This is a genomic window from Legionella yabuuchiae (genome assembly GCF_900640115.1).
Lineage (GTDB): Bacteria > Pseudomonadota > Gammaproteobacteria > Legionellales > Legionellaceae > Legionella_A > Legionella_A yabuuchiae.
Genome location: NZ_CAAAIW010000018.1, coordinates 13,343 through 39,046, shown reverse-complemented (window position 1 = coordinate 39,046; position 25,704 = coordinate 13,343). Strand labels below are relative to the sequence as shown.

The following is a 25,704-nucleotide window of genomic DNA, read 5'->3' as shown; positions in this document are numbered from 1 at the left end:
GTTATTTGGAGTTCATAAAGTCTTTTACCGCGTTTTTAGCTTCTTCTTTCGTGTAACCATAATGTTTTTGCAGTTTACCCAGAAGTTCTTCTTGATTCCCTTTTATCTGTTGCAAATCATCGTCCGTCAGCTTTCCCCAAAACTGCCTTAATTCGCCTTTAATTTCTTCCCAGTTTCCTTCAAAAATATCTTTATTCATGATGTTCATCTCCTTATTCACTGTCACTTACCTCTTAAGCTTAGCCTATAAATTTAAAAAAAACAGGATAGCTAACGCCCCCTCTCTTACACCCATTTTTGGTTTACATCCAATGGCGTTACTGCCGTTGAACGATCAAAATGAATAATTCCATCGAATTGATACGGCAATTGAGTCAAAAAGTAATGACTCATACGCTCCGTTTCAGGGCGGTAGATAACGCCTATCGCTCGCTCCAATCTTGGAATTTTCAGATAATGTTCAATCTCCTCATTATCAATTAACTTCAAAAAAAATTGGTCATATTTGAGATCATGAAACAGAGCCTCGTAGCTTCCTTCCATACCTGGAACAATCTTTTTTCGCTCCACTGGCGCATCCCAGCTTGAAGCAGCAGCAACCGTACCCTCATACGTTGAAAACCCGATAATGTAAGCGCTTGAATCATGTTCTTCACGGATTAACTGCCCAATATTCCACTCGCCTCGCTCGCCCATTTCAGTTGCGCGCGCATCACCCACATGAGAGTTATGTGCCCAAATAATCAGTTTAGATGGCGTGCCGAAACGTTTTTCTAAATGATCAGCTAGTACATTCACCATGTCTGCCATATGACGATCGCGAACATTCCATGAGGATACTCGTTCTTCAAACATCGTACGATAATAGCGTTCAGCATCCTTAACGAGCCTAGCATTTTGCGCGGCCATAAAGTATTCTTCCTGGACGTTAAGCCCATCGTTCTCTAAATATTGATGGGCATGATGTTGTAGCTCAACCAATTGATCTAATACTTCTTTAACACAGGCCTTTTTTATTCCCGCGTTAACCAGATATCCATAGGCTTGAGGATCAACGCCCAGATGATTAAAGCAGTTATAGCGTTTTATTGCCCGTTCTGCGGCCTCCGGATCATTGTTTTTTAAATAACGAATAACAGCCTCCATAGAAGCATTTAAGCTGTACAAATCCAAACCATAAAATCCTACTTTTTTCTCTGGCGAAGAGAGGTTGTCATTATAGTTTCGAATCCAACTTAAGAATGGTGGCATAGTCGTGTTACGCCACATCCAAGTTGGAAATCGTTGAAAGTCTTGCAGTGCTTCATGAGCGGTGTCATCTCCATCAAGGCCCATAATGTATCGATTAATGCGATAAGAGTCTGGCCAATCTCCTTCAATCGCGACCGCCATAAACCCCTTTTGCTCTATTAGTAACTTAGTTAATTCAATACGGGTTTGATAAAATTCCTCAGTGCCATGAGTCGCTTCACCCATTAAAACAAAACGCGCGTCACCTATGTCGTCTAGAATGGCTTCATAATTTTTTTGATGGGAAATCGGAATGGCTGCTTCATTCAGAATGTGAACCAATTTATCATAAACTTCCTTTGTCATCGCTCTCTCCCTAAACTTGAACATCCTTTATGCTTCATTTGGTATATCAAGTGTAGTTGCTGCATGAGTCCTATGCCAAAAGGGGTTAGGATTTGCTCCTAATCATCATGCTCAAGAGATTAGCGTCTCGGGGTTGATTTTAGGGTTTTTTTCTAAAAAGAACTTGAGATTTAATTGGATTTTAGGTTATGTTGAATTGAGCCATTGAAGTATCTTAGGTATAAATGGTATTTTCAGTTGTCATTTAAGGAGAAATGCAATTGTTCAGCTGGCCAAAGGTTGCCTTATCGCCAGTCGACGATTGATAGCGTTAGCAAAAAGGAGGAAGCATGGCTACTGGCGAAGTAAAGTGGTTTAACAATGCAAAAGGATGGGGTTTTATCGTTCCAGAAGGCGGCGGCGATGATATTTTTGTTCATTTTTCAGCGATACAAGGGACTGGGTATAAAACGCTCATAGCCGGCCAGACTGTAAATTTTGATATCGAACGCGGTGAACGCGGCTTGCATGCAGCAAATGTTACAGCACTGTCTGAAGAAGCCGAATTTGCTTAACTAATCTCATCAGGTGGTTCCAGCTACATGGACTGACCCAGACATGACGACCTTTAGTCGTCGTGTCTGGGCGCGATTAAAACTTCAGGAGCATTATGGAATTACGATTCCATTAAGCGCAGACACGAGCCGTTACACATCAAGTTGACAAATAAATTAATCGCTCAATTTCACCAAAATAACAGGGGGCGACTACAAATCTAGAAAAATACAAAGAAGTCAATTGATTCTGATTCTATTGTTTTGCATTTTGTAGGTTAAGTTAATTTGTTTTAATTCAATAGGTCTGTTATAAAAAAATAAAAGAATCTTAATATTTAGCCTTCGGGTAGCCAAAATGATTCGTGCAAAATTAATGGCATTTAGATATTGGCCTCAGGTAATTACTTTGAGCATTATTGTTTTGGCTTATCTTGCTTATCGTTATTTTGCCTATTACGACACCCTCTCCTATGATGCTTATGTATCTGCAAATGTAGTAAATGTAACAGCCTTAGTGTCCGGACCTATTAGTGAGATTCATGTAAGAGAAAATCAGGCCGTTAAACAAGGGGAAAAACTAGTCGTCGTTGATCCAAAGCCTTATCTTTATGCCATGCAAAAAGCCCACGCCAAGTTACATATTGCTAAAATCAACTATGAAAAAGATGAATTTGCGGTGAAAGCGGCCGCACAAAGGCTTGAGCAAAGCAAAGTTCTCTTGCGCTTAAGTGAACAGCATCTTAGTCGTTACCAGAAGCTCACCGATAAAGGGGATCTTGCTGAAATAAAACTTTTGGACATTCAGGCAAAAAAACAAGAGCAGGTGACTGACGTAATCGCTGCAGAGCAAGAGCTAAAAATGGCACAAAAAAACTTAAATATTAACAATGTATTGGCCGCAAAAGCTGCCTATGCCATAGCGCGCTATAACTATGAGCACACAACGCTCTATGCCCCCGCAGATGGATACATTACTAACTTCAATCTTCGCGAGGGTCAATACGTAGAGCAAGGACAAGGTTTATTTGCTTTAATAGAAACAAAACGCTGGTGGGTTGTCAGTCGTTATCGGGAAACAGCGATTCGGCTTATTAAAATAGGTGATAAAGCAAAAATCAAACTCGACATGTACCCCGGCAAAACATTCCATGGTCACGTGGAAAGCATTGGTTGGGGAATTAATCGCGTACAGGCTGGCAACGTGGCCCCTTCCACTCTGCCTTATCTGGAAGCCACAGAATACTGGATCAAGATAGCCCAGCGATTTCCAGTAAGAATAGTGTTTGATGAATTACCCAAAGACTATCCTTTACGCATTGGCGCTAGCGCAGATACATATATCTATCGGTGAACCAGTGACCATGCTCTCCCAACTTACTCCCAAAAGCCTCGCTAATAGAGCCGCGCTTCGTGCGGCCATTAGTACGGTTGTGGCTGTGTTTATTGCCATCAAGCTACATCTAGGCGCTCCTTTTTGGTCAGGTGTAACAACCGTCGTCGTCGCAAACCTATACACAGGAAAAATCATTGATAAATCTATATTACGTGTAACAGGTACGTTTGCAGGCGCTTTTTTTGGATTATATATAGCAGGCTTTATTGCAAATAGTCTTCTTCTTTATTTATTGACCTGCTTCTTGTTGATGTTTTATTCTGTTCATTATTATTACACTAGCCGATTTGCATACGCATTCCTTTTGGGGGGCGCGACAGCAATTATGGTCCTCTCACAAGTTGCTATGGAACCAGGCAATGTGTTTTTCATAGCGATTTGGCGATCAGCCGAGATTTCCATAGGCATAATAGTTTCAGCGCTTACGGCCTATACCATTTTTCCCAATAATATCCATGAAAATTTTCGCAAAGAAATCAATGTCATTTTCAACCAATTTGAAAAGCAAACCGAACAGTTAACGCAATTGTTAACAGGCGATAGTAGCATGCTTTCGGAGATAAATAAGATCAATTACCAAATGAAAAAAGATTTAATAAAGGTAACTGACATGATTGATTTTATGCGCCACGAATCAGGAATGACCGCCGAAATTTTAGATCAAAGACGAGCTTTACTCGATCTGTTACGCGCTTTTGCACGTCATTTAAACTACTTTATTTACTCTCGACATAATGAAGCGCCTGTGCAGGCTGATTTTGCCAGCAAATTACCCATTGCAGGGGTATTAGAATCTATCCATCATGATTTGCAAGCGTTGCAAGATGCTTTTAATCAAGATGATACAAACGCTCCAGTGTTATCAACAAGACAGTTCGTAGATGATTTAGATAATGCATTTCTAGCTCACCGAAATGAATTGCAAAATGAGGTTAAATTGTTTTATCAGTTTCGTCATTTTATCGAAGAAACAACCGTTATCTTAAGTTATTTGCGGACGTTGCTGATTAAAAAACACGTTGATGATGAATCTAAGCCTCAAGAAAGCCGTAAAATTAAAACATTACAAACCGATTTAGATATGATCAAACTCAACATCAAAGCAGGTCTTTCAGTAACACTTGCAATGTTTCTATGGCTGAAAAGTGAATGGCCTGGAGGAATAGACGGTGTTATCAGTAGTATCGTGATTTCAGTTCGAAGAAATATATTTGAAATGAAGCATGTTGCTCTTCAGCGGATGCTGGGCTGCTTTTTTGGTGCAGGTTCTACCCTGACTGTTATGGCGCTCACCGCGTTAGATTTTTATGATTTCTTTGTCGTTTTGTTCCTTTTAGTCTGGGCATTCAGTTATTTCTCATTTAAGTTTACTCAATATGCCTACATTGGCATGCAGGCAAATATTGCTATAGCCCTTACCCTAATTTCAGCAACAGGTCCGCCTCTTTATATAAGCCCGGGATTAGAGCGGCTAATAGGTGTATTCATTGGGATTTTGGCCTCTTTTATTGTTGCCAATATACTATGGCGTACCGATACTTTAACGATGCTTGAACGTAATGTAAAAAAACTATCGCTTTTATTAAGCAATAATGTTCAACAAATTTTAACTTTAGATAAAGAAGAAAGAACCCTTCAAGATGCGACCAGTCTTCTTTGGGTCTGTAGAAGCTTATTTGAATTGCTAAGCCGTCAAACCACTCCTAAAAAAGATGTTGAGCGCCTTGAGAGGGCCAAAAATCAATTTGCATCCCTTGTGTTTATTATGGCTATCATTATGCAAATCGACCGAAGTATTAATAAAAAAGAAGTGTATGAATTTGCGGAAAAAATAGAGATCGATGTGAAACACTATGAATCTCTGATTTGTAATATATATGATAAGAAATATATGGTGTCTGAAAATACCATCGCTGAGACAATAGAAGAACTAAAAAACTTAGAAGACAGGCTGACTAAATCTCTAGAATTTAGCCCCAAAACACTAAATTTTATCGCCTATATAAATGCATTGCGTCAGCTAGTACGTAATTCCTATCCTCATGCAGAACCAAAGTCATCGCTCGCTTCGCTACAAAAAACATTTGATTAGGCAATGTCCCTAAAAGTCGTATTTTGAAGTTGATTGGGTATATGTCGTTGCGAAGAGTAGATTCAACTGCGTTTTTAAGATAATCTTCGCGAGTTATTGCTAGAGAAGCGCAAAAGAAAATCATGAAAAAAGGTTTATTACTTGTAAATATTGGAACCCCGGAAAGCCCCGAACCATCGGCTGTCAGGCAATATTTGCGGGAATTCTTATCCGATAAACGCGTCATCAATTTACCTACTGTGTTACGCTATCTTTTGCTTTATGGGATTATTCTGCCTTTACGACCGAAACGCTCTGCAGAAGCCTATCAAGCCATTTGGACGGAGAACGGTTCGCCCTTGCTCTTACATTGCGAAGACTTAGTGAGCGAATTACAAGCCAGGTTGAGCGATGTGAAGGTTGTTTTAGGCATGCGTTATGGTCAACCTAACCTTGAAGCGGCGCTATCTGAACTCACAGATTGTGAGCATATCACGGTCCTTCCTCTTTATCCGCAATATTCCTCTGCAGCCACTGGGAGCAGTCTTGAAAAAATATTGCGGTTGGTCCATCGCAAATCAATTATCCCTTCTTTAACCATAATTCGAGACTTTCATCAGCATCCTGCTTTTATTAATGCTCAGGCGGAATTAATTAAGCCCTATATACAAGATCAGGACATGATACTGTTTAGTTATCACGGTGTGCCGCAAAATCATCTGTTGATTGGGCCATGCAAATCCATATGCAATAGAACCTGCTCTAATGATTCCCCGCAAAATCCAGGTTGCTACCGTTCTCAATGTTTGCGAACTTCAGCCGCTTTGGCTAGCAAGCTCGGTTTATCTACACATAGCTACCTCACCTCTTTCCAATCTCGTCTCGGGAAAACGCGATGGATTGAGCCTTATACCGACAAAATACTCGAAGATCTTGCTGAGAAAGGCGTCAAACGATTAGTCGTTGCTTGTCCATCCTTTGTTGCCGACTGCTTAGAAACCTTAGAAGAAATTGGCATTCGGGCCCAAGAGCAGTGGCAAAAACTTGGGGGAGAGACCTTCACCTTAATTCCGTGCCTTAATGCACATGAAGCATGGGTCGATGCGATCTTAGAGATTACCCAACTTTCTTCGCCCAAAAACGCCTGATTTCTAAGCTGGTCCTTTAAAAATGGGCAAAGACGACTATTTTAGGTACGTTTTTAAGGTCCAGCGATGCATACTTGTTATCTTAGGTACAAATTAAAACCTATTTGATCACTTATTGCAAATATAAAAATATGTGCTATACCCACAAAAGAACTCATGTTTATGCGATTCAAACTTATATTGGACGATAAAAAGGAGCAATCATGGGCAATAGACAATTTTCTGAACGATTAAACAAAGAGCTGGATGAGATTGGGGTTCCTCAAAATAGAGAAGAACGAGTGGAAGTCTTTGCCAAGCTTTTAAAAGTGCCCAAGTTTAAAGCAGAAGCCATTTTAAATGGGAATACTAATTTATCAGAGCCTCTATTAGATGTCTTATCCGATGAACTTGAAGTTAGCTCTGAATGGTTGCTCGGTAAAAGTGATAAGAAACATAATTAGTTGTTTTTAATCTATCTTGTAAACTACACACCACGAAAACGACACGCTATTTTTAGTTCTAAAGCGATTAAATGTTGTTGTAGATATGATCCCGCACCATTACCGTCACAAGTTGAAAAAATACGGCAGATGAAAAATAGATTGATTAGTATGGGGTTAACTAGATAAGATTAGGCCACAAATTCTATGTTTGTAACCACCAATTTTTTCTTTTTATAGTCTAAGAATATAAAATTAAATTATAGGATAGAGTTAAATAAAGGACTGTAATCATGCCATTTACGCAGGAAACTCGCCGATCATTATTAAGTTCATTAGTGTCCCATAAGATATCCTTTGAGCAGACGACCTGGAAAAATTTTATGGGTAATATTCAAAAATTTAGGGCAATTGTGATTCAAGTCGATAATGAGTCACAAGTACAAGAAGTTGTTCGTGCTGTTAAACGATTAAATGATGATCACCCAGAAGATAAAATCTCCATCCGGGCGGTGGCTGGTTGGCGTGATGCACCCGGGCGATGTGATTGTTTTTTTCCTTCGCGACACAGGGAAGCGCGTTACAATGAATCTTTTTCTTTTTTAGGAGATGCTGCTGACGTCTTGATTCGATTCAGTAAGAAATTCCAGCATGTGAAAAAAATCCGCACGTTACCCCCTAATCAGTCCGTTTTAAATGATAACCCTTTGGAATCCTTACCGGTCACTGTCGTTGAAGTCACCGCCGGTATTCAAATTGCGGCTTTAGCAGAAGCAATACATAAAATGGGGCTGTCTCTGCGAACAGTTAGTATGATTCCTTGGGTAAGTGCGGTTGGGCTTGCTGCTACTGGAGGTCATGGAACAGGTCGTGACGAGCCTTCTTTTAGTGGCCAATTAGTGAGCATGACCATTTGTGATTTTGAGGGGAATATTCGCACCATCACGGAGGAGGATGCTGATTTTAAAACATTATCCAATGCTCATATTGGGATGCTGGGTGTGGTTTTAAAAGTTGAATTGAAAACAGTGGAGCGGTTTAAACTAGAAGAAACCATTCATAATTTTAAAGGTATTGCTTCCCTAAAGACAGATTTGTCCGACTTATTATCGAATAACCAATACTTTACCTTAATGCATATTCCCACCTATGAACGTTCAGAGGGTTCTGATGAAAGTCTTTGGCATGTGCGTTTATGGAATTATACTAAAAAGCCTAATGTCACCATTGATATACCAGCCTATGCCGCCGATGAGCTTTCATTCGTCGCTGATTTAAGTGCGCAGGTAGGTGATTCCATTGAAGGTCAATTAACTCAACCACTATTACATGACTTATTACCAGCATTCATGCGCTTTACTGCAGCTGTAGTACTTGGTTCACGGGGAGACGCCCCCCAAATAGGTTATGAAAAAAATATGACGCATTACCAAGCCGCGTTTCCAAAAGAAATGCATGATGTCAGTTATATGATCGCCGTAAAAGAAACACTGGCAGGGCAAACGCTAGGAGACATACTAGACAAACTGAATCAGTTATTACATACAGCAGGACGGCATGGTGAATACCCCATAACTTACGCGGTGTATGTCCGTTTTCTTAAAGGAAGCAATGGGGGATTATCCAGTACTTACACAGTAGAAGATGACGAGAAAATTTTAGCCATTGATCTGGTCACACATCCAAATGCACCGGGATGGTCTAATTTAGAACAAGAATTTAATTTGTTTTTAAATGAGCGCGGCATTAAACCTCGTCACCATTTAGGAAAAAATATGCCAACGCATATAAAGCAAATTAGTGATTTCCTAGATCCTCATGAGATCGAGAAATATAAAAATGCGGTCGCAAACTGGTACGGCAGTCAAGAATCTTTTAAAAACAGTCCATTTTTAACCACTTTAGTGCAAGAATTGCTATTCGAACCAAATCAATCAACCTTTAGCGAGATTGACCTAGAAGATGAAATCCTTCCCGCTACCTTGCAACTTGAAACAATGCCATTTTTAAACCATTTGATCGCCGCCGTTGAATCGACTAAGGTCGCGGATGAATATATACCAGTAAAAAATCAATTGATTGAGCAGTGTAAATCAAGATTAGCCTCGTTAGCGCTACACCATGGGCAAGGCATGGTATCTTTTGTCTAGGAGATTGACATCACTCCCTTGCGAGTTTTTAAAATGCGGCAGGATGAAAAAGAAAAAGCATAAATCATGCATTTTGAATGATCACGGGTATCATCATTTTACTCAAGAACAATGATCGTTTTTGAGTTTTTGCTCATCGCTGTTGCTATTAGGCTCAATAACGTAGCACTGATTGGCGGCGGGAGTGCTTGATGCATGATTGAAGAATGGTTCACGCCGCAAATCCAGTTAAAAAAAGATTATCCTTGGAACCGTTTATTGCTTCCCAATGGTTTGGCATGCTTTTCAATATAATGAATGATTTCACCCGCTATATTTACCTGGGTTGTTTTCTCAATCGCTTCTAAACCAGGAGAAGAATTAATTTCTAAAACCAGAGGACCGTGGTTTGAGCGAAGAATATCTACTCCCGCTACTTTTAAACCCATCGTTTTGGTCGCGGCAATAGCTAAAGCTCTTTCTTGTGAGGACAATTTTATTTTGAATGCATTACCGCCCTGGTGGACATTTGCCCGAAACTCCCCTTCTTTTGCTTGTCGTTTAATTGCAGCAACAACTTTTTCACCAACCACTAAGCAGCGAATATCAGTTCCATGGGATTCAGCAATAAATTCTTGCACTAAAATATTAACATGCATGCCCTTGAATGCGTTGATGATGCTCACAGCAGATTTGTGGCTATCCGCTAAAATAACGCCTTTTCCTTGAGTCCCTTCAAGCAGCTTAATGACTAAAGGCGTACCTCCAACCATCTGAATTAAACTATCCGTATCATCTGGTGATTGTGCAAATCCCGTGAGCGGCATTGGAAGACCTTTACGGGCTAATAATTGTAACGAACGAAACTTATCTCGCGATCGTGAAATCGCAATGGATTCATTTAAAGTATATATGCCCATCGTTTCAAGATGGCGTAATACTGCCGTCCCGTAAAAGGTATTGGAAGCGCCAATGCGTGGAATAACCGCATCAAATTTTGGCAATGGGGCCCCACCACGGTAATAGACTTTAGGATTTGATGCTGCGACATTCATATAACAAGATAAAAAATTAATAATTTTAATCTCATGGCCAGCAGCTTCCCCTTCTTCTTTTAATCGCTGATGGGAGTATAAATTAGGATTTGTCGCTAAAATAGCAATTTTCATGACTACAAAATTCCTTAAATTGCAAACCAAACCACACACCAACTCGTCAATAAACCCTAGATATAACAAGTCCGCTCATTTATGAACAATGAAGAGAGGTTCCCTGTGGTAATAAATACAGTTTAGATCAGGTTTGGATGGCTCGCAGAGGTTTAGAAAAGAATATTTATACTCCCCCAAGGAATTCTGGAGGAGTCATTTTTTTTATGACTTCCCAAATTTATTAATATCAGGAGGTTAACATAAGATAATCTTCAGCCAGGTTATCCGCATTTTGAGGTGAGGTGAAAAATGCGCTCAATTCGCCTTTAGGATTAAACAATAATACTGTACCAGTATGTTCTATGTCGTAATTCTCTGGATCGGTACTATTATTTAGGGCTACTTTAGCATAGGCAATTCCTAATTCTCGGGTCATCGCGTTTACGACTTCTTTATCCCCGCGGGCCCCCTGAAAATCTGGATGAAATGCGTGAACATAATTCGTTAAAACCTCTAGGTTATCACGCTCAGGATCGATGGAAATCATGACCACTTTCGGCAGCGTTTTTATACCCTTGCTTTCAAGAACACGATAAAATTTGCCTAATTCCGCCATCGTAGTTGGACAAAGATAACCACAGCGGGTAAATCCAAAAAACATCATCGTCCACTGGTCTTTTAAACGAGCATTATTAAACGCACGATGATCAGTCCCACTTAAATCAAACGAATTCACTTCACGAGGTTTACTGAGTAAAGTCCCGTGAAAACGACTGAGATCAGGGTTTTTTTCCTTAAAAAAGTATTGGGAAAAAAATATTCCGAGAATCAGTGCCGCGAATGCAATTAAGGCAATCACGGTTAGTGTTATGCGATTAGATTTGTCAGGCATGTTAACCCCTTAAATATAATGATCAAGCAATAAAAAGATAAACAAAAGCATTAAGTAAATGATCGAATAGCGAAAAGTACGCATAGCGATCACGGGCTTAGTCGTGCGATACAGTAAAATAGCCCAATATAAAAATCGCCCTCCTAGCACTAAAGCGCCTGTTAAATACAACCAACCACTCATCTTGACAATATAAGGTAAGCAAGTCACAACCATGAGTAAGATGGTATACAACAACACATTTAATTTTGTAAAACGAATCCCGTGGGTTACTGGTAACATGGGAATTTCAGCATCTTTGTAATCTTCAAAACGATAGATAGCCAAGGCCCAAAAATGAGGAGGAGTCCAGGTAAAGATAATGAGCACCAGTAATAACGCCTGTGGATCCAGCTGATTGGTGACTGCAGTCCATCCTAATAGCGGAGGGGCAGCACCAGCCAGCCCACCAATAACAATATTTTGTGGGGTTGCGCGCTTTAAATATCCAGTATAAATTCCCGCATAGCCAATCAATGTTATAAACGTGAGCACTGCCGTTAGCGTATTTACAAAAAGGCTAAGAATAATAAGACCTGAAGTCCCTAATACTAATGCAAACCAAAGCCCTTGTTTTTCTGACAAGCGCCCATGTGCAATAGGCCGTTTGCGGGTGCGAGCCATAATCGCATCGATTCTCTTATCCACCAGATGATTAATTGCTGCAGCACTACCCGCACAAAGCCCAATGCCAAATAAAGAAGCCAGCAAAATATCCACTGCGACCCTGCCAGGAACTGCAAGATACATGCCAACTAACACCGTCAAAAGCATTAACGCCACGACTTTGGGTTTACATAACTCCAAATAATCTCGCCAGGATGGGGTCAAAGATAAGTTAAGTTTGAGGTGCATTAATATTGCCTCCTCGCGTTAGATAAAACAAACTCAGTATGGTAGCAAATAATAAAGCTGCAACACCATTATGAGCAACGGCCACCCAGAGAGGAAGTAAATAAACGACGTTCAATACTCCCAGAACAAATTGAAGAGATACAAGCACGAGTGCGAGACCCGCCACTCGCTTTACAGAGTCGTCCTGTACACGCGCCATCAGCATAGCTGATAAAATTAAAATAAACCCAGCAGTAACAACCGCCCCAAGTCGATGAATGAACTGGATGGTGATGCGAATATCAATATTCAATAACCCACCTTGATAATTCGCTCCAATAGGAGACAAGAAATTAAAGCCCTCTTTAAGATTCAGTTGTGGCCATAACAAGCCATTACAGGCTGGAAATCCAACACAAGCGATGCCTGCATAATTAGAGCTAACCCACCCTCCAAGCGCTATTTGGAAAAACACAATTACAGCAGCGCATCCAATCCACTTATGCCAGGTGTTAAACTGGCGTTGCGGTTTGATGTCACTTAATTGCCAGCGAAAATAGCACAAGGTAGTAAAAATCAATATTCCACCTAATAAGTGCCCCATGACCACTGGGGGGAATAATTTTAATGTCACCGTCCACATTCCTAACAACGCTTGAAAGATTAACAAACCGGCAAGAATAAAAGGCGCAGCTTTTGGAAGGCTAGACGTTTTTCGACCCAATACAACTGCTTGTAAAAAGATGACGACAATGAACAATCCTAATGTGCCAGCAGCATAACGGTGCACCATTTCAGTCCATGCTTTTTTTTCTTCCAATTGGAACGTCGGATAGTTAGCTTGAGCTTGGTTTAAAGCCTTAACTGCGGTTGGTAAAACCATATGACCATAGCATCCAGGCCAATCAGGACACCCTAAGCCGGCATCAGTTAATCGCGTGTATGCGCCGAGCATAACAACGACTAATGCTAATACCAATGAAATTGTGGTCAAGCGACGTAATAACTTCATATTCATCTATCGATTACTCTTTAATATTTAACAAACGCTTTAAATCGTTGTGAATATCTCCTGGCTTTGCTTGATCCGAATAAGCCAGTACTAAATAACCCGTTGGATTTTCAATATATAGCTGTGAATGTTTCGGTAAATTCACCATGCTCTGATAATCACCGTGACCTAATTGGGCGGTTAAGATATCCTGGTCAGCTAATTTAGAGATTAAATCGTTCGACAACGTTTTTGCTTCAGTCCCTAATAAGAGTTGAACATTCACGTCGTAAAGACGTCGCCCTAAAGCCAGACGAATTCGAGCCAACTTATCGAGCTCTTTTTCACAAGCCAGAGTACAGGATCTAGGACTCCAAAACACGAGTTGCCATTTTGAAGGCTCATGACTTTTCCTAACGGCGATTGGAGGTTTTAGCAACGTACCACGGTTAACTTTGCTTCCCTCTAACCATTGGGGATGATGATAAAATACATACGCTGCAATACCAGGGGCTGCAAACAGAAGCACCAGGAGAATTGGAACGAGATAGCGACGGTTGTAATTCATGTTTTTTTCTTCAGGTTTAACCCAATAAATAAAATAGAGATAACGAAAGCCATAGCAAACCATTGCAGCGCATAGGCATAATGGCGCTCTGGTGACATAGAAACGATAGGCCATTCCCTAATAAAACCATGGGCCTCGTGTTCGCCAAGGCGAATAATAAACGGATAGACCGATTTATGCAAAAAATGACTGATCTCTTGTATGTCTATCCATTCTATGATCGACACCTGATTCATTTTTTTTTCTACCATCTCTCCTAAGGCAATATGCTTACTTGATGGATAATAAGCGTACCCAATAATTTCCTGAGGCCCAACAGGTGTTTTAACCACCGGAAGTTTATCACGCCCGCCTTCATTAGGTATCCAGCCCCGATCGATCAAGACTAGGTGTCCATTCGCTAAAGCTAAAGGTGATAGGACATGGTAGCCTATGCGATGATTGTGATGTTGGTTGTCCAATAATAATAGGTCGGGAAGATAATTACCCTTTAGTTTTATCCACTGATATTTTAAAGGATAGCGCTCCCCTGGCATCCATGATATTGGCGCTGTTGCAGCGTATTTTTGTTCACTAGCTATCATCGCTTTTTTTTCACCACCCCGCGCTATCTGCCAAAATCCCAAACGCAAAAATAATGCCATCGTTAAAAAGGCTAAAATCGTCATCCATAAGCTTGGGGTGAAACGGCGGCTAAAAACAGTTAAACTAAGCATCTTTATTGATTAATCACATGGCACGTTCTATCAGGTTGTGGAGTATAACAAATGTTCACTAAAGCGTTCATCTTATTTATTATGTTAATTATTCTTGTGTCCTTAGGAAGTGGGATTGTATTTCTAGTTCGTGATGAAGGAAAAACCAAACGCACCGTGAAGGCCTTGACCTGGCGAATTGGGTTATCTCTCGGATTATTTGTTTTTTTAATCTTTGGATTCTTTTTTGGATTTATCTCACCACACCCCCTCTAAAACCAAATTCCTAGTCCTGCACAACTCTCGCATGATGGAGGGTACTGGATGCTTCCTAGCAATTCTCAATTTGACGCGTATTAATTAAGCAAATTAGTCGTCATTGCGAACGAAGTGAAGCAATCCAGCATCTTTGTTTCGAATACGGCCACTGGATTGCTTCGCCTGCGGCTCGCAACGACGCGCCAGGCTTGGTGGTTAATTAATACGTGTCAAATTGAGAATTGCTGGTTTGCTGCCTCTGTACATGACAAAAAACCTGTCATGTACAGAGGGTTGCTGCTTATCATCATTTTATTTTTTCAAACAATATAGTATTGTTAGGTAATAGCAAAAACAGTTATGGCCATAAGGAAACTAAGGATGATTGCCGTTATTTTTTTCTTTTATTTTATTCTTGGCGTGCAAGTTGTCTTTAAACCCAATCGATTTATTAAATTGCAATTTTTGTTTTGTTTATTTTTGAGCATGATTAGCTTTAATATTCACAGTCACTTATTGGGGTATTTATGACCGAAAATAAATTTCATGTGATTGGCAATTATTTTGGCGTGACGATCGTCTGCTACATTTTACTATTTGCTTTTTACGATCAAATTTTAACGCATGAACTCCCTTGTCCGCTATGTCTTTTGCAACGAACAGCTTTTGTTGGGATTGGACTGTGCGCATTTATGAATATCAAAGAAGGCATTAAGCCATCTCATTATGGATTCATGCTGTTAGCTTCTTTATTAGGGTTTATGATCGCCCTACGACAGATATTTTTGCATATCGCCCCAGATGATCCTGGTTATGGCCCTGTTTTTTTTGGTTTGCATTATTATGTATGGTCTGCAATTTCATTTGTGTTTGCAGTTGGATTCATTGGCATCGCGTTGCTTTTGGAACGTGGATTCATCCCCAAAGCTCGTCCGATCGGGAAGCCGACTTATGCATTAGGAATAATTTTGTTAGGCTTAATTCTCGCCAATGGAATCAGTACAGTTCTTGAATGCGGATTGATGGTTTGCCCAGACAATCCCGTTAAATACGATGTGCTGAGTGAACATAAAACTTCGTCATTAGGGTAGTGTCCCTAGATCATTTAGAGAGCAAAATCATGTACCGTTTTATTTGTTTGATGTTCTTATTAGTACCTATTGCCAAAGCCGATACAATAGATCATTTTATGAACATCGTAAATAACATCCCTAAGATGGAAATGAAAGCCGATCCCCAATCACAAGCTTGGGCTCGTTCAGCAAGAAATATCTTAACCTTAACCAGTGAATGCATCGCTGAATCGTTAATGCTGGCTAATGAATCCGCCTCAGCCAAAGGTGAGGCTCTTTTTTGCCTCCCATCCGGGGGAAAAATTGAAGCCGAAAAATTAACGGCACTCATTCAAAAAACTTATCAAAACCTTTCCGGCTTACAAAGCGATAAAGATAAACTGACGGTTTCTCAAATTGCATTAATGGGATTAAAAAAAGAATATCCCTGCCAATCACAACCTGCTGCTAACCCATTTCAGCAGAACAATCAACAGGCTAACCAGGCTAACCAGGCTAACCAGGCTAACCAGGCTAACCAGGCTAACCAGGCTAACCAAAATCCATTTTATCGGCCACCTAGCCCAATGCAACACCAAGAGGGATTAGCTGCATTAGGCTAAGTAACATGTGCTGCTTTTTTTAAAGACGTGCCTCTATTCTTTTTTAAACTCTTCAAACGCTTCTAAGGCCTCGGCCGCATACATTAGAGAAGGACCTCCTCCCATATAAACAGCCATGCCGAGTGTTTCTAGCAATTCTTCCCGACTGGTATTGAGCTTAACCAGGGTCTGGGAGTGAAATCCTATACAACCAGGGCAGTGATTAGCTACCGCCAAGGCCATGGCAATCAATTCTTTGGTCTTTTTATCCAAAGCACCATCTTTGGTTGCTGCCTTAGACATCGCTGAAAAACCCGCCATTAAATCCGGCATTTCCTTGTGAAATTTCCCTAACTGAGCGCTGATGTCTTTTGTAATCTGAGCGTATTTATCTGACATAATCCTTCCTTTTTATAATGAATACCGAATTTAAGAGTAACAAAAATATTTAAATTCTAAAATCACATGAGTTAGACTTCAGCTATTCTTGAATATGGTAACTTTCTTAAGCTTTGCGACAGCGGATTCTTCTAAGAGATCATCGCTCTCTAATTTTTGAACCGCATTAATGAAACTTAGGACGTATTCAAACGCCGTTTTGTTTGCTGAAACCAGCGTTCCGCGCACCAAAAAGCCGCGATTAAATAAGGGATACCTCCAGCCACCCACATGATCAATCCAGCAAGCTGTTGACTTTCGAGCGTTCGATGATGACCGTATAAGGAAACTTGAGCAAAGGTTAATAAAGCGCCTAGAAAACCAGTATGCATTAAGGTGAATAGCAACGCTAAAAATGCTCGGGCGGTCGTGTAATAAGTGCTACGTAGTACAGCCCACCAAAATAGTCCTGCGGTGACAATAAAACAAGCGTGCTCAACCACATGCCACCAAGGATGTTCCAGTGCCAGAAGATAAAGTTTAGGAGAATGCCAAAACCAAATCATTCCCCCATGCAAAAACGCGGCTAACATGGGGTATCGAACAATACGAAATAAGGGTAAAAATACCCAAACTAAAACACCTCCACTTGCAGCGGATAATTGCGGTAAAGGCTGCGACAATACCCATAAGGGTGCGATAACCACCATCATAGACATATGTTGCGTCATGTGCGCAGCCGTATTTGTTTCAGCCCATTCGTCCAAAGGACCAAACACCGTCGCTACGAGCAAAAGGGTTGTCAGTTGAAACAAACCCCATTTTTTTATTCCAGGCCAAACCTTCCAAGATCCTATGCAATACAACAGCCAAATGATAAACACTAAGATGGCGCTAAGAATAATAGGTAAATTGGATTGTTCGGTAGTTGCAAAGGGATCATGAGCAAACCCCAGGGCTGGTATGAACACCAAAAACCATAACACTAATCCCTGTTTCGTACCTGCTCTCCCTACGCCGACTTCCTGCGGCTTGACCGCAGGATGCAACGAGGTAGAAAGCTTCTTGGATCCCGCGGTCAAGCCGCGGAAAGTGGGGCTAGATAGGGGGAGCGAGCCGTTACCCTGTTTCATACCTTATCTTCCTTTATAGACATGGTGGAAAAAATAAAGTCATCAATCCAATACTGCTGGTTGCACCAATTGCTACTAGATAAACGCCTAAACTTAACCAAAAAATAAATCGCGAAGAAGTCGTCTTCTTCTTTAAATCCTGCCGATTCCTAGTCCAAATTAGATACGCTAAACCAATTAGAGCAGCTAGTGTGGCTAACGTAATCCCGAACAATAAAAGATTGATCCAATTAAAGGAGCCAGTGAGGTCCACAGACGCCTCGCACGATATCGATAACGCAGCATAAAGAATTACAAACCATATAGCCCATATGACTAGGCCAAGCACCAATTGGATAGGATGATTCATAAACATTAGCTAACCCAAGACAAAGGAAATAATCCGACGGCCACAAACGTAACCCAATAGATCACCAAGGTATACACCCACCATTGTTCTACAACTACCGGTTCATATAACGCTTCTTTACCGATATAGCCATAAAAAACTCTCAAAGCCAGAATGACGGTCATTATAATCGCTAAGGCACTATGCAACAGTAGATACACCAAAAGGACAGTAACCACAGCATCATGCGCCGATTGCGAGGCATGGAGATTGGCCGCCACCATGATCCATAGGGTAAGGCAAAACTGGATCAAACCTAGAACACTTACACCCCAGAAATTAATCTGAAGACACTTGATGTTTCGTTTTCGCACACGCTTTATTAAATAATTAAACCAGCCCGTAGATAAGGTTAACAAGACACCACTGATAATCCAGAGTGGCATAGAAAAAACTAGATGCTCTGGCATTTGCCAATTAGGCGCTGCCGTCCATAAATAAAACCACCCAAACAATAAAGCCATATACATAGCAGCATTCGCAAGTAGCGTTATTCCCATTCCCCATAACCCTGGTCCATCGAATGTGCGAGAATGGAGCGGTGGGTCACCAGGTTGTGTTTTAGCGTCTGGAGCCGCTTTAGGGTGCGCGCCATTTTCCCAAGCCCATCGCAACGATAACGCCATAAAAAGCACAAAGGCGATTCCGGTAATGATATACACTCGCAAAAGAAGTGTTATAAAAATTAAAGCCAAACAAAGGGATGCAAAAAATGGCAGCCAGGTATTTCCAGGCAAATGAATGACTTCACGAACGTTACCGGTCACAGGATCCGTTCCCCAGGTTTCACGACGACCGTGGTTCGCCACCGCCAAGGCATGTTTCCCTTCTGCAATGGTTTGCTGGAGTTCTGGATGCTCCCACATGGGATGCCTAGTCGAACACTCGGGTAAGCTAATAAAATTATAAGGATTTGGAGGCGTTCCTGTGGCCCACTCTAAGGTATCTGCATTCCATGGATTTGTCGGGCAAGGGCGGCCAAAGCGAAAATGAACGATAAAATCCGTGATAATCATAGCAATGCCAGCAGCCATTAAAAATGACCCTACTGATGAGATTAGGTTTGGCCAATCCCAACCCAATCCTGCATCATAAGTATAAATTCGACGTGGCATGCCCAATAATCCCGTCCAATGCATAATTAAAAACGTAGTATTAAAACCAATAAACGTTAACCAGAACCCCCATTTTGCGAGCTGTTCGGAAGGCATTCGCCCTGAAAAATGCGGCATCCAGTAGTATATCCCTGCAATCAAAGGAAAAAACATACTGCCAATGACAACGTAATGAAGATGAGCCACCACGAAATGGGTATCATGGACCTGCCAATCAAAGGGAACTAACGCTAGCATAACCCCGGTTAACCCCCCGGCGACAAAGATAATTAGAAACCCTGTGATCCAAAGCATAGGAATACGAAATACCGGCCTTCCTAATAAAAGAGTAGCTAGCCAAGCAAAGAGCTGAATTCCCGTAGGTATGGCGATTAACATGCTGGCCACTGAAAAAAAGGCTTGAGCTAATTTGGGGATTCCCACCGTAAACATATGATGAACCCAAACACCAAAACTAATAAATCCGGTCATAAGAATGGATAGGACTACCCAGCGATAGCCCACCATCGCTCTTTGTGCAAACACAGGAATAATTGTGGAAACAATCCCTGCTGCTGGTAAGAAAATAATGTACACATCGGGATGCCCAAACAACCAGAATAAATGTTGCCAAAGGATTGGGTCTCCACCGTGATGAACGTCAAAAAAAGGAAAATTTAATAGCCGCTCCAATTCAAGTAAGAGGCTCCCAAGAATTAGCGGTGGAAATCCAAACACGATCATCAAAGCCATGGCCAGCACATACCAACAATAAAGCGGCATTGTGTGAAGTGCCATTTTAGAGGTTCTAGTTCGCGCAATTGAGACCACCAGTTCGATGCCAGTCACAATGGCAGAAATTTCAACAAAGGTGACCCCTAGAAGCCAAACATCAACATTTCGTCCAGGGGAATAGACCGAGTTGGTCAATGGGGTATACATAAACCACCCAGTATCCGGAGCAATTTCTAATACAAAACTGCTAACGATGATAATGCCGCCAAATAAAAAGCAAAAATAGCCTAAAACACTGACTCGTGGAAACACTAAATCTCTTGCGCCAATCATTTTGGGAACGAGATAAATTGCCAGTCCTTCCATCATTGGCACAGCAAAAAGAAACATCATCACTGTGCCATGCATGGTAAACAGTTGATTATAAACTTCAGGAGAAACTAAATTTTGTTCAGGCAACGCAAGCTGGGTTCGAATCATCATAGACAATAACCCACCGACAATAAAAAAAACTGCGGCGGTTACCATGAAGCGAATGCCAATCGTCGTATGATTTACAATGGTTAGCGCTCGAATCCCCCTTGGGTTACCCCAAACTTTATTGAATTCATCATGTTTAACTTGGTGTTCGGTGGTTTCATGATTCATGTTAAATCGACATCCTGTTATGAACTATTGTGCATGCATTAGGTTTGACCTAAAAAACGCAGTTGAATCTAATACGAGTCAATCCCCTTCAGAGCGCTTATCCGTCTTTAGATTAAGTACGCTATTGTTTTGGGAGTTTAGCCAAGATGAAAAATCCTCTTTAGGATGAACCACCACATCAAGCACCATTTTGGCATGCCACTTTCCGCAAAATTCCGCACACTGTCCACGAAATTGACCTAGTTCTGTGGCTTTAAGTCGAATGATATTGGTATACCCAGGAATCATATCGATCTTGCCATTTAATTTTGGCACCCAGAAAGAATGGATCACATCATGAGTGGTTGCATAAATATCAACGGGGCGATCCAATGGTAAATGTAACTCATTGATGAGAGTGACGTCACGATCAGGGTAGTGTACTTTCCAAAACCATTGGTGCCCTATTACATGGATACGAAGAATATTGTCGTCTGCTTCGGGATGCGGCAGCATGCTTTGCCCAATAGGAATGCCAAACGCAAGCAATATCAGAATACTCAGCGTAGGAAAAACAATTCCGCCCCAAACGATTAAGTGCTGGCCTAATGTCTTATTTCCTGATTCCTTTTTACGAGGTTTAATGGCATAAAACCAGAACCCTGCAATCACAAAAAAGACGAGGGTAAAATAGATAAACATCCCCCACCAGAGTCTTGATATCGACAAAGCGGCGGGTCCCGCGGGGTCCAGAATGGATTGCGGGCCTTTACAGCCCTCTAAACCTAAACACATGAATATTGGCAAAAGCCATGATACTCTTTTAGCTAGAATCGGTCTAATAAGGGAATTAAGATGTCTTACAAGCCTATTTCCAGTCGGATGTCTATTGCAGGACACCCCATTCATCCCATGTTGATTCATTTTCCTGTCGCTGCATTGCTCGGGCTGATTGCGACCGATTTTACGTTTCTCATTACTCATAAGCTCTTCTGGGCAAAAGCTGGATTTTGGCTGGTTGCCGTCGGAACAATAGGAGGCGCGCTGTCGAGTCTGATAGGCTTGATTGACTTGCTGACCGTCGTTCGTATCCGTCGTTTGATTATGGGATGGTGTCATGCTCTTTTCGCCGTCATGATGCTCTCTTTGGCTACCTTTAACTGGATGCTTCGAATGCCGGATCCCGCTGCTCACATTATTCCCGCAGGAATTTACATAACGTTGTTGACTTCCTTTTTGATACTCTTGACCAGCCTTATGGGTGGGCATCTGGTTTATGAATACGGAGTTGGGGTTGAAATTAAATCCCACCGTGTCTAACACTTTGCGCATATCAGGTATCCTAAATCAGGCTTTGACAGTACTAAAGAAATAATCGCAGCCATTAAAATAAATGAACCTAGTCCTGTGAAAAGACACAAACGATTTAAATCCCTATGAGAATCCCCCTCCATTTGCAGAATTAGCCAACCATTAAATGCATGAGTCATCACAAGACCGGAGACTAGGGTTAGTTTGACCATTAGCCAAGGAGTAGTGGTATTCTGAATCACAAAGACGAGCGTTCCCGAAGTGATGGCGAGTAGTGCCGCGGGGGTCAGAAAAAGAGTAAAGAAAAGACGAGGCAAAGTATCCTGTTGACTCTCATCAACAAGCGACGTTTGCCCAGCAGAAATGGATATTAGAGCCGGCATATACAGTAAAAAACCACACCAGCAAATCATTGTTGCTATGTGCAACAACAATAACCAACTCATAGAATATCCTTACTCTACGTCTCGACATTAAGAAATAGTTATCTGCATCAAGCTGTTTTGAAATATTAACACTTGAAAAATAAACACTTTAACATATCCCCATCCCCAATGAAAATGCAGGGAGTATCTTCACAGGGCGAGAACACGTGTGATTGTAAATTACTCTTTTTGCCTACGTCCCGCGCTTTATGCGCGGGATCCAACGATATTATTAGACTCCTGAATCCCTCAGACAAACCGAGGAACGTAGATAATAGGTCAATAATCTCATAACAAATTCTAACTGACTAATTTTTATATCACACATGCGTTTGCCCTGAGTATCTTCATTACAGGACGAAAAAAATCCGGAACCATATAGGGATATAGATAAAATCATAGGATCAGGCATTTACAGGCCGCTACAAAGTACCTATGCTATTAACGTTGGCTTCGAACCCTCAAACATCATTGGAAGATAGGATGTCAATACTTAACATGAACGTAACGTTAACCCTCGTTCCGCGATGATTATTTTAGGTCTACTGCTGCTGCCTTTTTTTGCTGCTTTGACTGCAATCTATCTAGCAAAGAAAATTAAGAGCAACTGGTTGGGTTGGTTACTTGCAACCGTCCCATTACTAATGCTAGCGCTTTTATTGTCGCAAACTTCTTTTATTGCTCAGGGTGGCGTCATTTCGCTTCATTATCGCTGGTTTGATGCGTTAGGAATCTCATTTTCTTTCCGCATCGATGGGCTAAGTCAATTGCTACTGCTCTTAATTTGCGGGATAGGGTTTCCTATCGTCATTTATAGTAAACCGTATTTTAACCAACATTCCTATTTAAGCCGTTATTATTGCTTATTGTTTCTTTTTATGACCTCAATGATAGGTGCTGTCTGCGCGGATGATTTAATCACCTTATATGTATTTTGGGAATTAACCTCCATTTGTTCTTTTCTACTAATCGGTTTGAATCATCAACGGCGAACGGCAAGAAAAGCCGCTATAGAAGCTTTATTTATTACTACGCTTGGCGGACTGGCCTTGCTGGCTTCCTTTATTTTATTAGCTGAAGCGGCTGCAACCCAATCCATCAGCATGTTAGTTAGAAATCCAATCGCAATCCTCGAACATCCCTACTTTCCTTGGATGTTGTCCTTGTTTTTAATAGGCGCATTTACAAAATCAGCGCAATTTCCCTTTAGTTTTTGGTTACCAGGCGCCATGGCGGCTCCTACGCCTGTGAGTGCCTATCTTCATTCTGCAACCATGGTTCAGTTAGGAATTTATCTCCTAGCGCGCTTCCACCCTCTGTTTGCCGACTCTACTTTATGGTTTATCAGCTTAACAACGATTGGCAGCATCACCATGTTAAGCAGTGTCGTGACTGCCTTTAAGCATTTAGATATGAAATTAATTTTAGCCTACACAACCATTACAGCGCTTGGATCACTCGTGTTTATTCTTGCTGGCACTGATCCAGTGGTGATCAAGGCTTCCGTTTCGTTCTTATTGGTGCACGCGTTATATAAAGCCAATTTGTTCATGGCGATTGGTGATATCCAGCATCAAACTGGCACTAGACATTTAAAATACGTGGGGGGATTGCATCGAGTTATGCCAATTACGTTTCTTGCCGTATTGGTCGCTGGGTGTTCCATGGCGGGCCTCCCGCCTTTGTTAGGCTTTTATGTTAAAGAATTGGTTTATGAAGCCAGTTTAGCGGCACCCAGCGCTACTTATATACTGACCTTTATTGTTGTATTTGCAAATATGATGATGGCCGCCATTGCATTTACATTAGTGCTGAAGCCATTTTGGGGCAAACAATACCCTTCACAAGTAAGAGAAGCCAATTACAATATGTCCGTGAACGCGCTGTTACTGGCAATCGTTACGCTTTTTTTCAGTGTCTTTACGCAAAATCTGAATGTTTATATTCTTTCTCCTGCTGCTGAGGCCATTTTAGGACATAAAGAAACCATTTCTATGGTCTCAAGAGGTGACGCGATGTGGCCATCCCTCATTTTAAGTGCTTTCACCTTAGGTGGCGCTGTCCTAATTTATATCGTTCGGCGCCAGTTTCGCGTGATTATCCTCAAAACCAATAAATTACGATGGTTTTTTCCCTACCATATCCTTCAATTACTTTTAATTGGAAGCGCCAACATTGCAAAACATTGGACCACGGTTTTACAAACCAAGGATTACAGTCGTTATGTTACTCTAACGTTTCTTACTCTTTGTTTAATCATTGGTTTTGGATTCCCTCAATTCTCTCAGACCTATGCCCTGGGTCATCCAAATTATTTTCTGTTCCTCTTACTGCTTTGGCTACTATCCTCAGCGATATCATTGTTGTGGGTTCAGCGCTTTATCACTGGTCTAATTGGATTGAGTGCATTTGGTTTAGGGCTTGCGCTTTTGTTTGTCATTCAAGGCGCTCCCGATCTTGCAATGACACAACTGTTAATTGAAACCTTAATGGTCATTTTAATTGTATTTAGCTTGTCAGGATTGAAACAATGGCCGACTATCCAACAAGAAACATACTGGCATCGCTTCTCACGAGCAGGAATTGCTATCTGCTTTGGTGTCTTTATTTCGCTAAATTTAAACGCACTATTTATCAGTCCCTTCAACGATGAGGTGGGTCGTTACTTTCTAAATCATAGTTTACCTCTTGGGCATGGTCTCAATGTCGTGAATGTGATATTAGTAGATTTTAGGGCATTGGATACGCTTGGAGAAAGCGTCGTTCTCTTAATCGCAGCGTTTGGCATTAGGACTCTATTAAACTTGAATCGTCGTTCAGGAAGTAAATGATGCATTCTTTGATTTTGCAAACCATCTCCCGCTTATTACTTGGATGGATGCTGGTGTTTTCCTGGTGGGTTTTGTTACGGGGGCATAATGCGCCAGGTGGCGGGTTTCCTGGTGGACTGATCGCAGCATGTGCATTTTCTTTGTACTTATTGGCCTATGGTATACCAAGACTATTCACTGTTATTAAGTTTCCTCCAGTCATTTGGCTATGCTTCGGATTCACCCTCATCCTGCTAAGTGGGTTATGGGGATTGTTCATGGATGCGGTCTTCTTAAGCCATGTCTGGCTTAAGCCGTTAAATGGAATGATCAATTCCGCTTTATTGTTTGATGTGGGGGTCTACCTTGTTGTAAGTTCCTCAGTGTTATTAATTGTCATTGCATTGGAGGGCGCACATTGAGTCT

26 protein-coding genes are annotated in these 25,704 nt (G+C 41.3%); 12 read left to right on the top strand and 14 right to left on the bottom strand.

What is annotated here, in order from left to right:
- Position 1 precedes the first annotated feature (1 nt).
- Positions 2-199 (bottom strand): CsbD family protein, encoded by a 198-nt coding sequence (locus E1O47_RS07960; RefSeq protein ID WP_133130733.1) that lies wholly within the window; start codon positions 197-199, stop codon positions 2-4.
- 86 nt (positions 200-285) lie between these two features.
- Positions 286-1,596, bottom strand: coding sequence for an erythromycin esterase family protein (locus E1O47_RS07955; protein ID WP_133130732.1), 1,311 nt, complete (start codon positions 1,594-1,596; stop codon positions 286-288).
- Between the two features lie 329 nt (positions 1,597-1,925).
- On the opposite strand from E1O47_RS07955, the gene E1O47_RS07950 reads away from it, so the two are divergent.
- The 6 genes from E1O47_RS07950 to E1O47_RS07925 all read left to right on the top strand — a co-directional run bounded on the left by E1O47_RS07950 (position 1,926) and on the right by E1O47_RS07925 (position 9,316).
- Positions 1,926-2,150 (top strand): cold-shock protein, encoded by a 225-nt coding sequence (locus E1O47_RS07950; RefSeq protein WP_133130731.1) that lies wholly within the window; start codon positions 1,926-1,928, stop codon positions 2,148-2,150.
- 388 nt (positions 2,151-2,538) lie between these two features.
- Positions 2,539-3,483 (top strand): HlyD family secretion protein, encoded by a 945-nt coding sequence (locus tag E1O47_RS07945; protein WP_242602065.1) that lies wholly within the window; start codon positions 2,539-2,541, stop codon positions 3,481-3,483.
- The gene (locus tag E1O47_RS07940) at positions 3,419-5,617 is read left to right on the top strand and encodes an FUSC family protein (protein ID WP_133130730.1); all 2,199 of its coding nucleotides are present in this window, start codon (positions 3,419-3,421) and stop codon (positions 5,615-5,617) included. Before E1O47_RS07945 ends, E1O47_RS07940 begins: the two co-directional genes overlap by 65 nt.
- Before the next feature lie 122 nt (positions 5,618-5,739).
- A complete protein-coding gene (hemH, locus tag E1O47_RS07935; protein ID WP_133130729.1) occupies positions 5,740-6,744 on the top strand; it encodes a ferrochelatase in 1,005 nt (334 codons plus the stop codon).
- Positions 6,745-6,947: 203 nt separating this feature from the next.
- Positions 6,948-7,187, top strand: coding sequence for a hypothetical protein (locus E1O47_RS07930; RefSeq protein ID WP_133130728.1), 240 nt, complete (start codon positions 6,948-6,950; stop codon positions 7,185-7,187).
- 272 nt (positions 7,188-7,459) lie between these two features.
- Positions 7,460-9,316, top strand: coding sequence for an FAD-binding protein (locus tag E1O47_RS07925; protein ID WP_133130727.1), 1,857 nt, complete (start codon positions 7,460-7,462; stop codon positions 9,314-9,316).
- A 239-nt stretch (positions 9,317-9,555) separates the two neighbouring features.
- Here E1O47_RS07925 and rimK read toward each other — a convergent pair whose 3' ends face one another.
- The 6 genes from rimK to E1O47_RS07895 all read right to left on the bottom strand — a co-directional run bounded on the left by rimK (position 9,556) and on the right by E1O47_RS07895 (position 14,486).
- On the bottom strand, positions 9,556-10,464 hold the full coding sequence (gene rimK / locus E1O47_RS07920) for a 30S ribosomal protein S6--L-glutamate ligase (protein WP_133130726.1): 909 nt from the start codon (positions 10,462-10,464) through the stop codon (positions 9,556-9,558).
- A gap of 229 nt (positions 10,465-10,693) precedes the next feature.
- Positions 10,694-11,338, bottom strand: coding sequence for an SCO family protein (locus E1O47_RS07915; RefSeq protein WP_133130725.1), 645 nt, complete (start codon positions 11,336-11,338; stop codon positions 10,694-10,696).
- 9 nt (positions 11,339-11,347) lie between these two features.
- Complete coding sequence (cyoE, locus tag E1O47_RS07910; protein ID WP_133130724.1) at positions 11,348-12,232, bottom strand: heme o synthase; 885 nt, start codon at positions 12,230-12,232, stop codon at positions 11,348-11,350.
- On the bottom strand, positions 12,216-13,229 hold the full coding sequence (locus E1O47_RS07905; RefSeq protein ID WP_133130723.1) for a COX15/CtaA family protein: 1,014 nt from the start codon (positions 13,227-13,229) through the stop codon (positions 12,216-12,218). Before E1O47_RS07905 ends, cyoE begins: the two co-directional genes overlap by 17 nt.
- A 7-nt stretch (positions 13,230-13,236) precedes the next feature.
- Positions 13,237-13,770, bottom strand: coding sequence for a hypothetical protein (locus E1O47_RS07900; RefSeq protein WP_133130722.1), 534 nt, complete (start codon positions 13,768-13,770; stop codon positions 13,237-13,239).
- The gene (locus E1O47_RS07895) at positions 13,767-14,486 is read right to left on the bottom strand and encodes an SURF1 family protein (protein WP_133130721.1); all 720 of its coding nucleotides are present in this window, start codon (positions 14,484-14,486) and stop codon (positions 13,767-13,769) included. Before E1O47_RS07895 ends, E1O47_RS07900 begins: the two co-directional genes overlap by 4 nt.
- 51 nt (positions 14,487-14,537) lie before the next feature.
- Here E1O47_RS07895 and E1O47_RS07890 point away from each other — a divergent pair, with 51 nt between their 5' ends.
- The 3 genes from E1O47_RS07890 (at position 14,538) to E1O47_RS07880 (ending at position 16,398) form a co-directional block, all read left to right on the top strand.
- Positions 14,538-14,741, top strand: coding sequence for a twin transmembrane helix small protein (locus E1O47_RS07890; protein WP_133130720.1), 204 nt, complete (start codon positions 14,538-14,540; stop codon positions 14,739-14,741).
- A 509-nt stretch (positions 14,742-15,250) separates the two neighbouring features.
- Positions 15,251-15,814 carry a disulfide bond formation protein B gene (locus tag E1O47_RS07885; protein WP_133130719.1) on the top strand — a complete coding sequence of 188 codons (564 nt, stop codon included), beginning with the start codon at positions 15,251-15,253 and terminating at the stop codon, positions 15,812-15,814.
- Positions 15,815-15,843: 29 nt separating this feature from the next.
- Positions 15,844-16,398 (top strand): phosphatase, encoded by a 555-nt coding sequence (locus tag E1O47_RS07880; RefSeq protein ID WP_242602064.1) that lies wholly within the window; start codon positions 15,844-15,846, stop codon positions 16,396-16,398.
- 33 nt (positions 16,399-16,431) lie between these two features.
- Here the strand turns inward: E1O47_RS07880 and E1O47_RS07875 are convergent, their stop codons facing one another.
- The 5 genes from E1O47_RS07875 to coxB all read right to left on the bottom strand — a co-directional run bounded on the left by E1O47_RS07875 (position 16,432) and on the right by coxB (position 21,527).
- Positions 16,432-16,776, bottom strand: a complete 345-nt coding sequence (locus E1O47_RS07875) for a carboxymuconolactone decarboxylase family protein (RefSeq protein ID WP_133130718.1) — start codon at positions 16,774-16,776, stop codon at positions 16,432-16,434.
- 176 nt (positions 16,777-16,952) lie between these two features.
- Complete coding sequence (locus tag E1O47_RS07870; protein ID WP_133130717.1) at positions 16,953-17,888, bottom strand: cytochrome c oxidase assembly protein; 936 nt, start codon at positions 17,886-17,888, stop codon at positions 16,953-16,955.
- A 13-nt stretch (positions 17,889-17,901) separates the two neighbouring features.
- A complete protein-coding gene (locus E1O47_RS07865; RefSeq protein ID WP_133130716.1) occupies positions 17,902-18,237 on the bottom strand; it encodes a hypothetical protein in 336 nt (111 codons plus the stop codon).
- A 5-nt stretch (positions 18,238-18,242) separates the two neighbouring features.
- Complete coding sequence (gene ctaD / locus E1O47_RS07860; protein ID WP_133130715.1) at positions 18,243-20,753, bottom strand: cytochrome c oxidase subunit I; 2,511 nt, start codon at positions 20,751-20,753, stop codon at positions 18,243-18,245.
- A gap of 78 nt (positions 20,754-20,831) precedes the next feature.
- Complete coding sequence (gene coxB / locus E1O47_RS07855) at positions 20,832-21,527, bottom strand: cytochrome c oxidase subunit II (RefSeq protein ID WP_278025364.1); 696 nt, start codon at positions 21,525-21,527, stop codon at positions 20,832-20,834.
- Positions 21,528-21,587: 60 nt separating this feature from the next.
- Here coxB and E1O47_RS07850 point away from each other — a divergent pair, with 60 nt between their 5' ends.
- Positions 21,588-22,052 carry a DUF2231 domain-containing protein gene (locus E1O47_RS07850; protein WP_133130713.1) on the top strand — a complete coding sequence of 155 codons (465 nt, stop codon included), beginning with the start codon at positions 21,588-21,590 and terminating at the stop codon, positions 22,050-22,052.
- On the opposite strand, the gene E1O47_RS07845 is transcribed toward E1O47_RS07850, so the two are convergent.
- Complete coding sequence (locus E1O47_RS07845; protein WP_133130712.1) at positions 22,049-22,489, bottom strand: CopD family protein; 441 nt, start codon at positions 22,487-22,489, stop codon at positions 22,049-22,051. The two genes, E1O47_RS07850 and E1O47_RS07845, sit on opposite strands and share 4 nt — an antisense overlap.
- 506 nt (positions 22,490-22,995) lie before the next feature.
- On the opposite strand from E1O47_RS07845, the gene mbhE reads away from it, so the two are divergent.
- Positions 22,996-25,299, top strand: a complete 2,304-nt coding sequence (mbhE, locus tag E1O47_RS07840; protein ID WP_133130711.1) for a hydrogen gas-evolving membrane-bound hydrogenase subunit E — start codon at positions 22,996-22,998, stop codon at positions 25,297-25,299.
- Positions 25,296-25,700, top strand: a complete 405-nt coding sequence (locus E1O47_RS07835) for an MnhB domain-containing protein (protein ID WP_242602061.1) — start codon at positions 25,296-25,298, stop codon at positions 25,698-25,700. Before mbhE ends, E1O47_RS07835 begins: the two co-directional genes overlap by 4 nt.
- Positions 25,701-25,704: the final 4 nt, after the last annotated feature.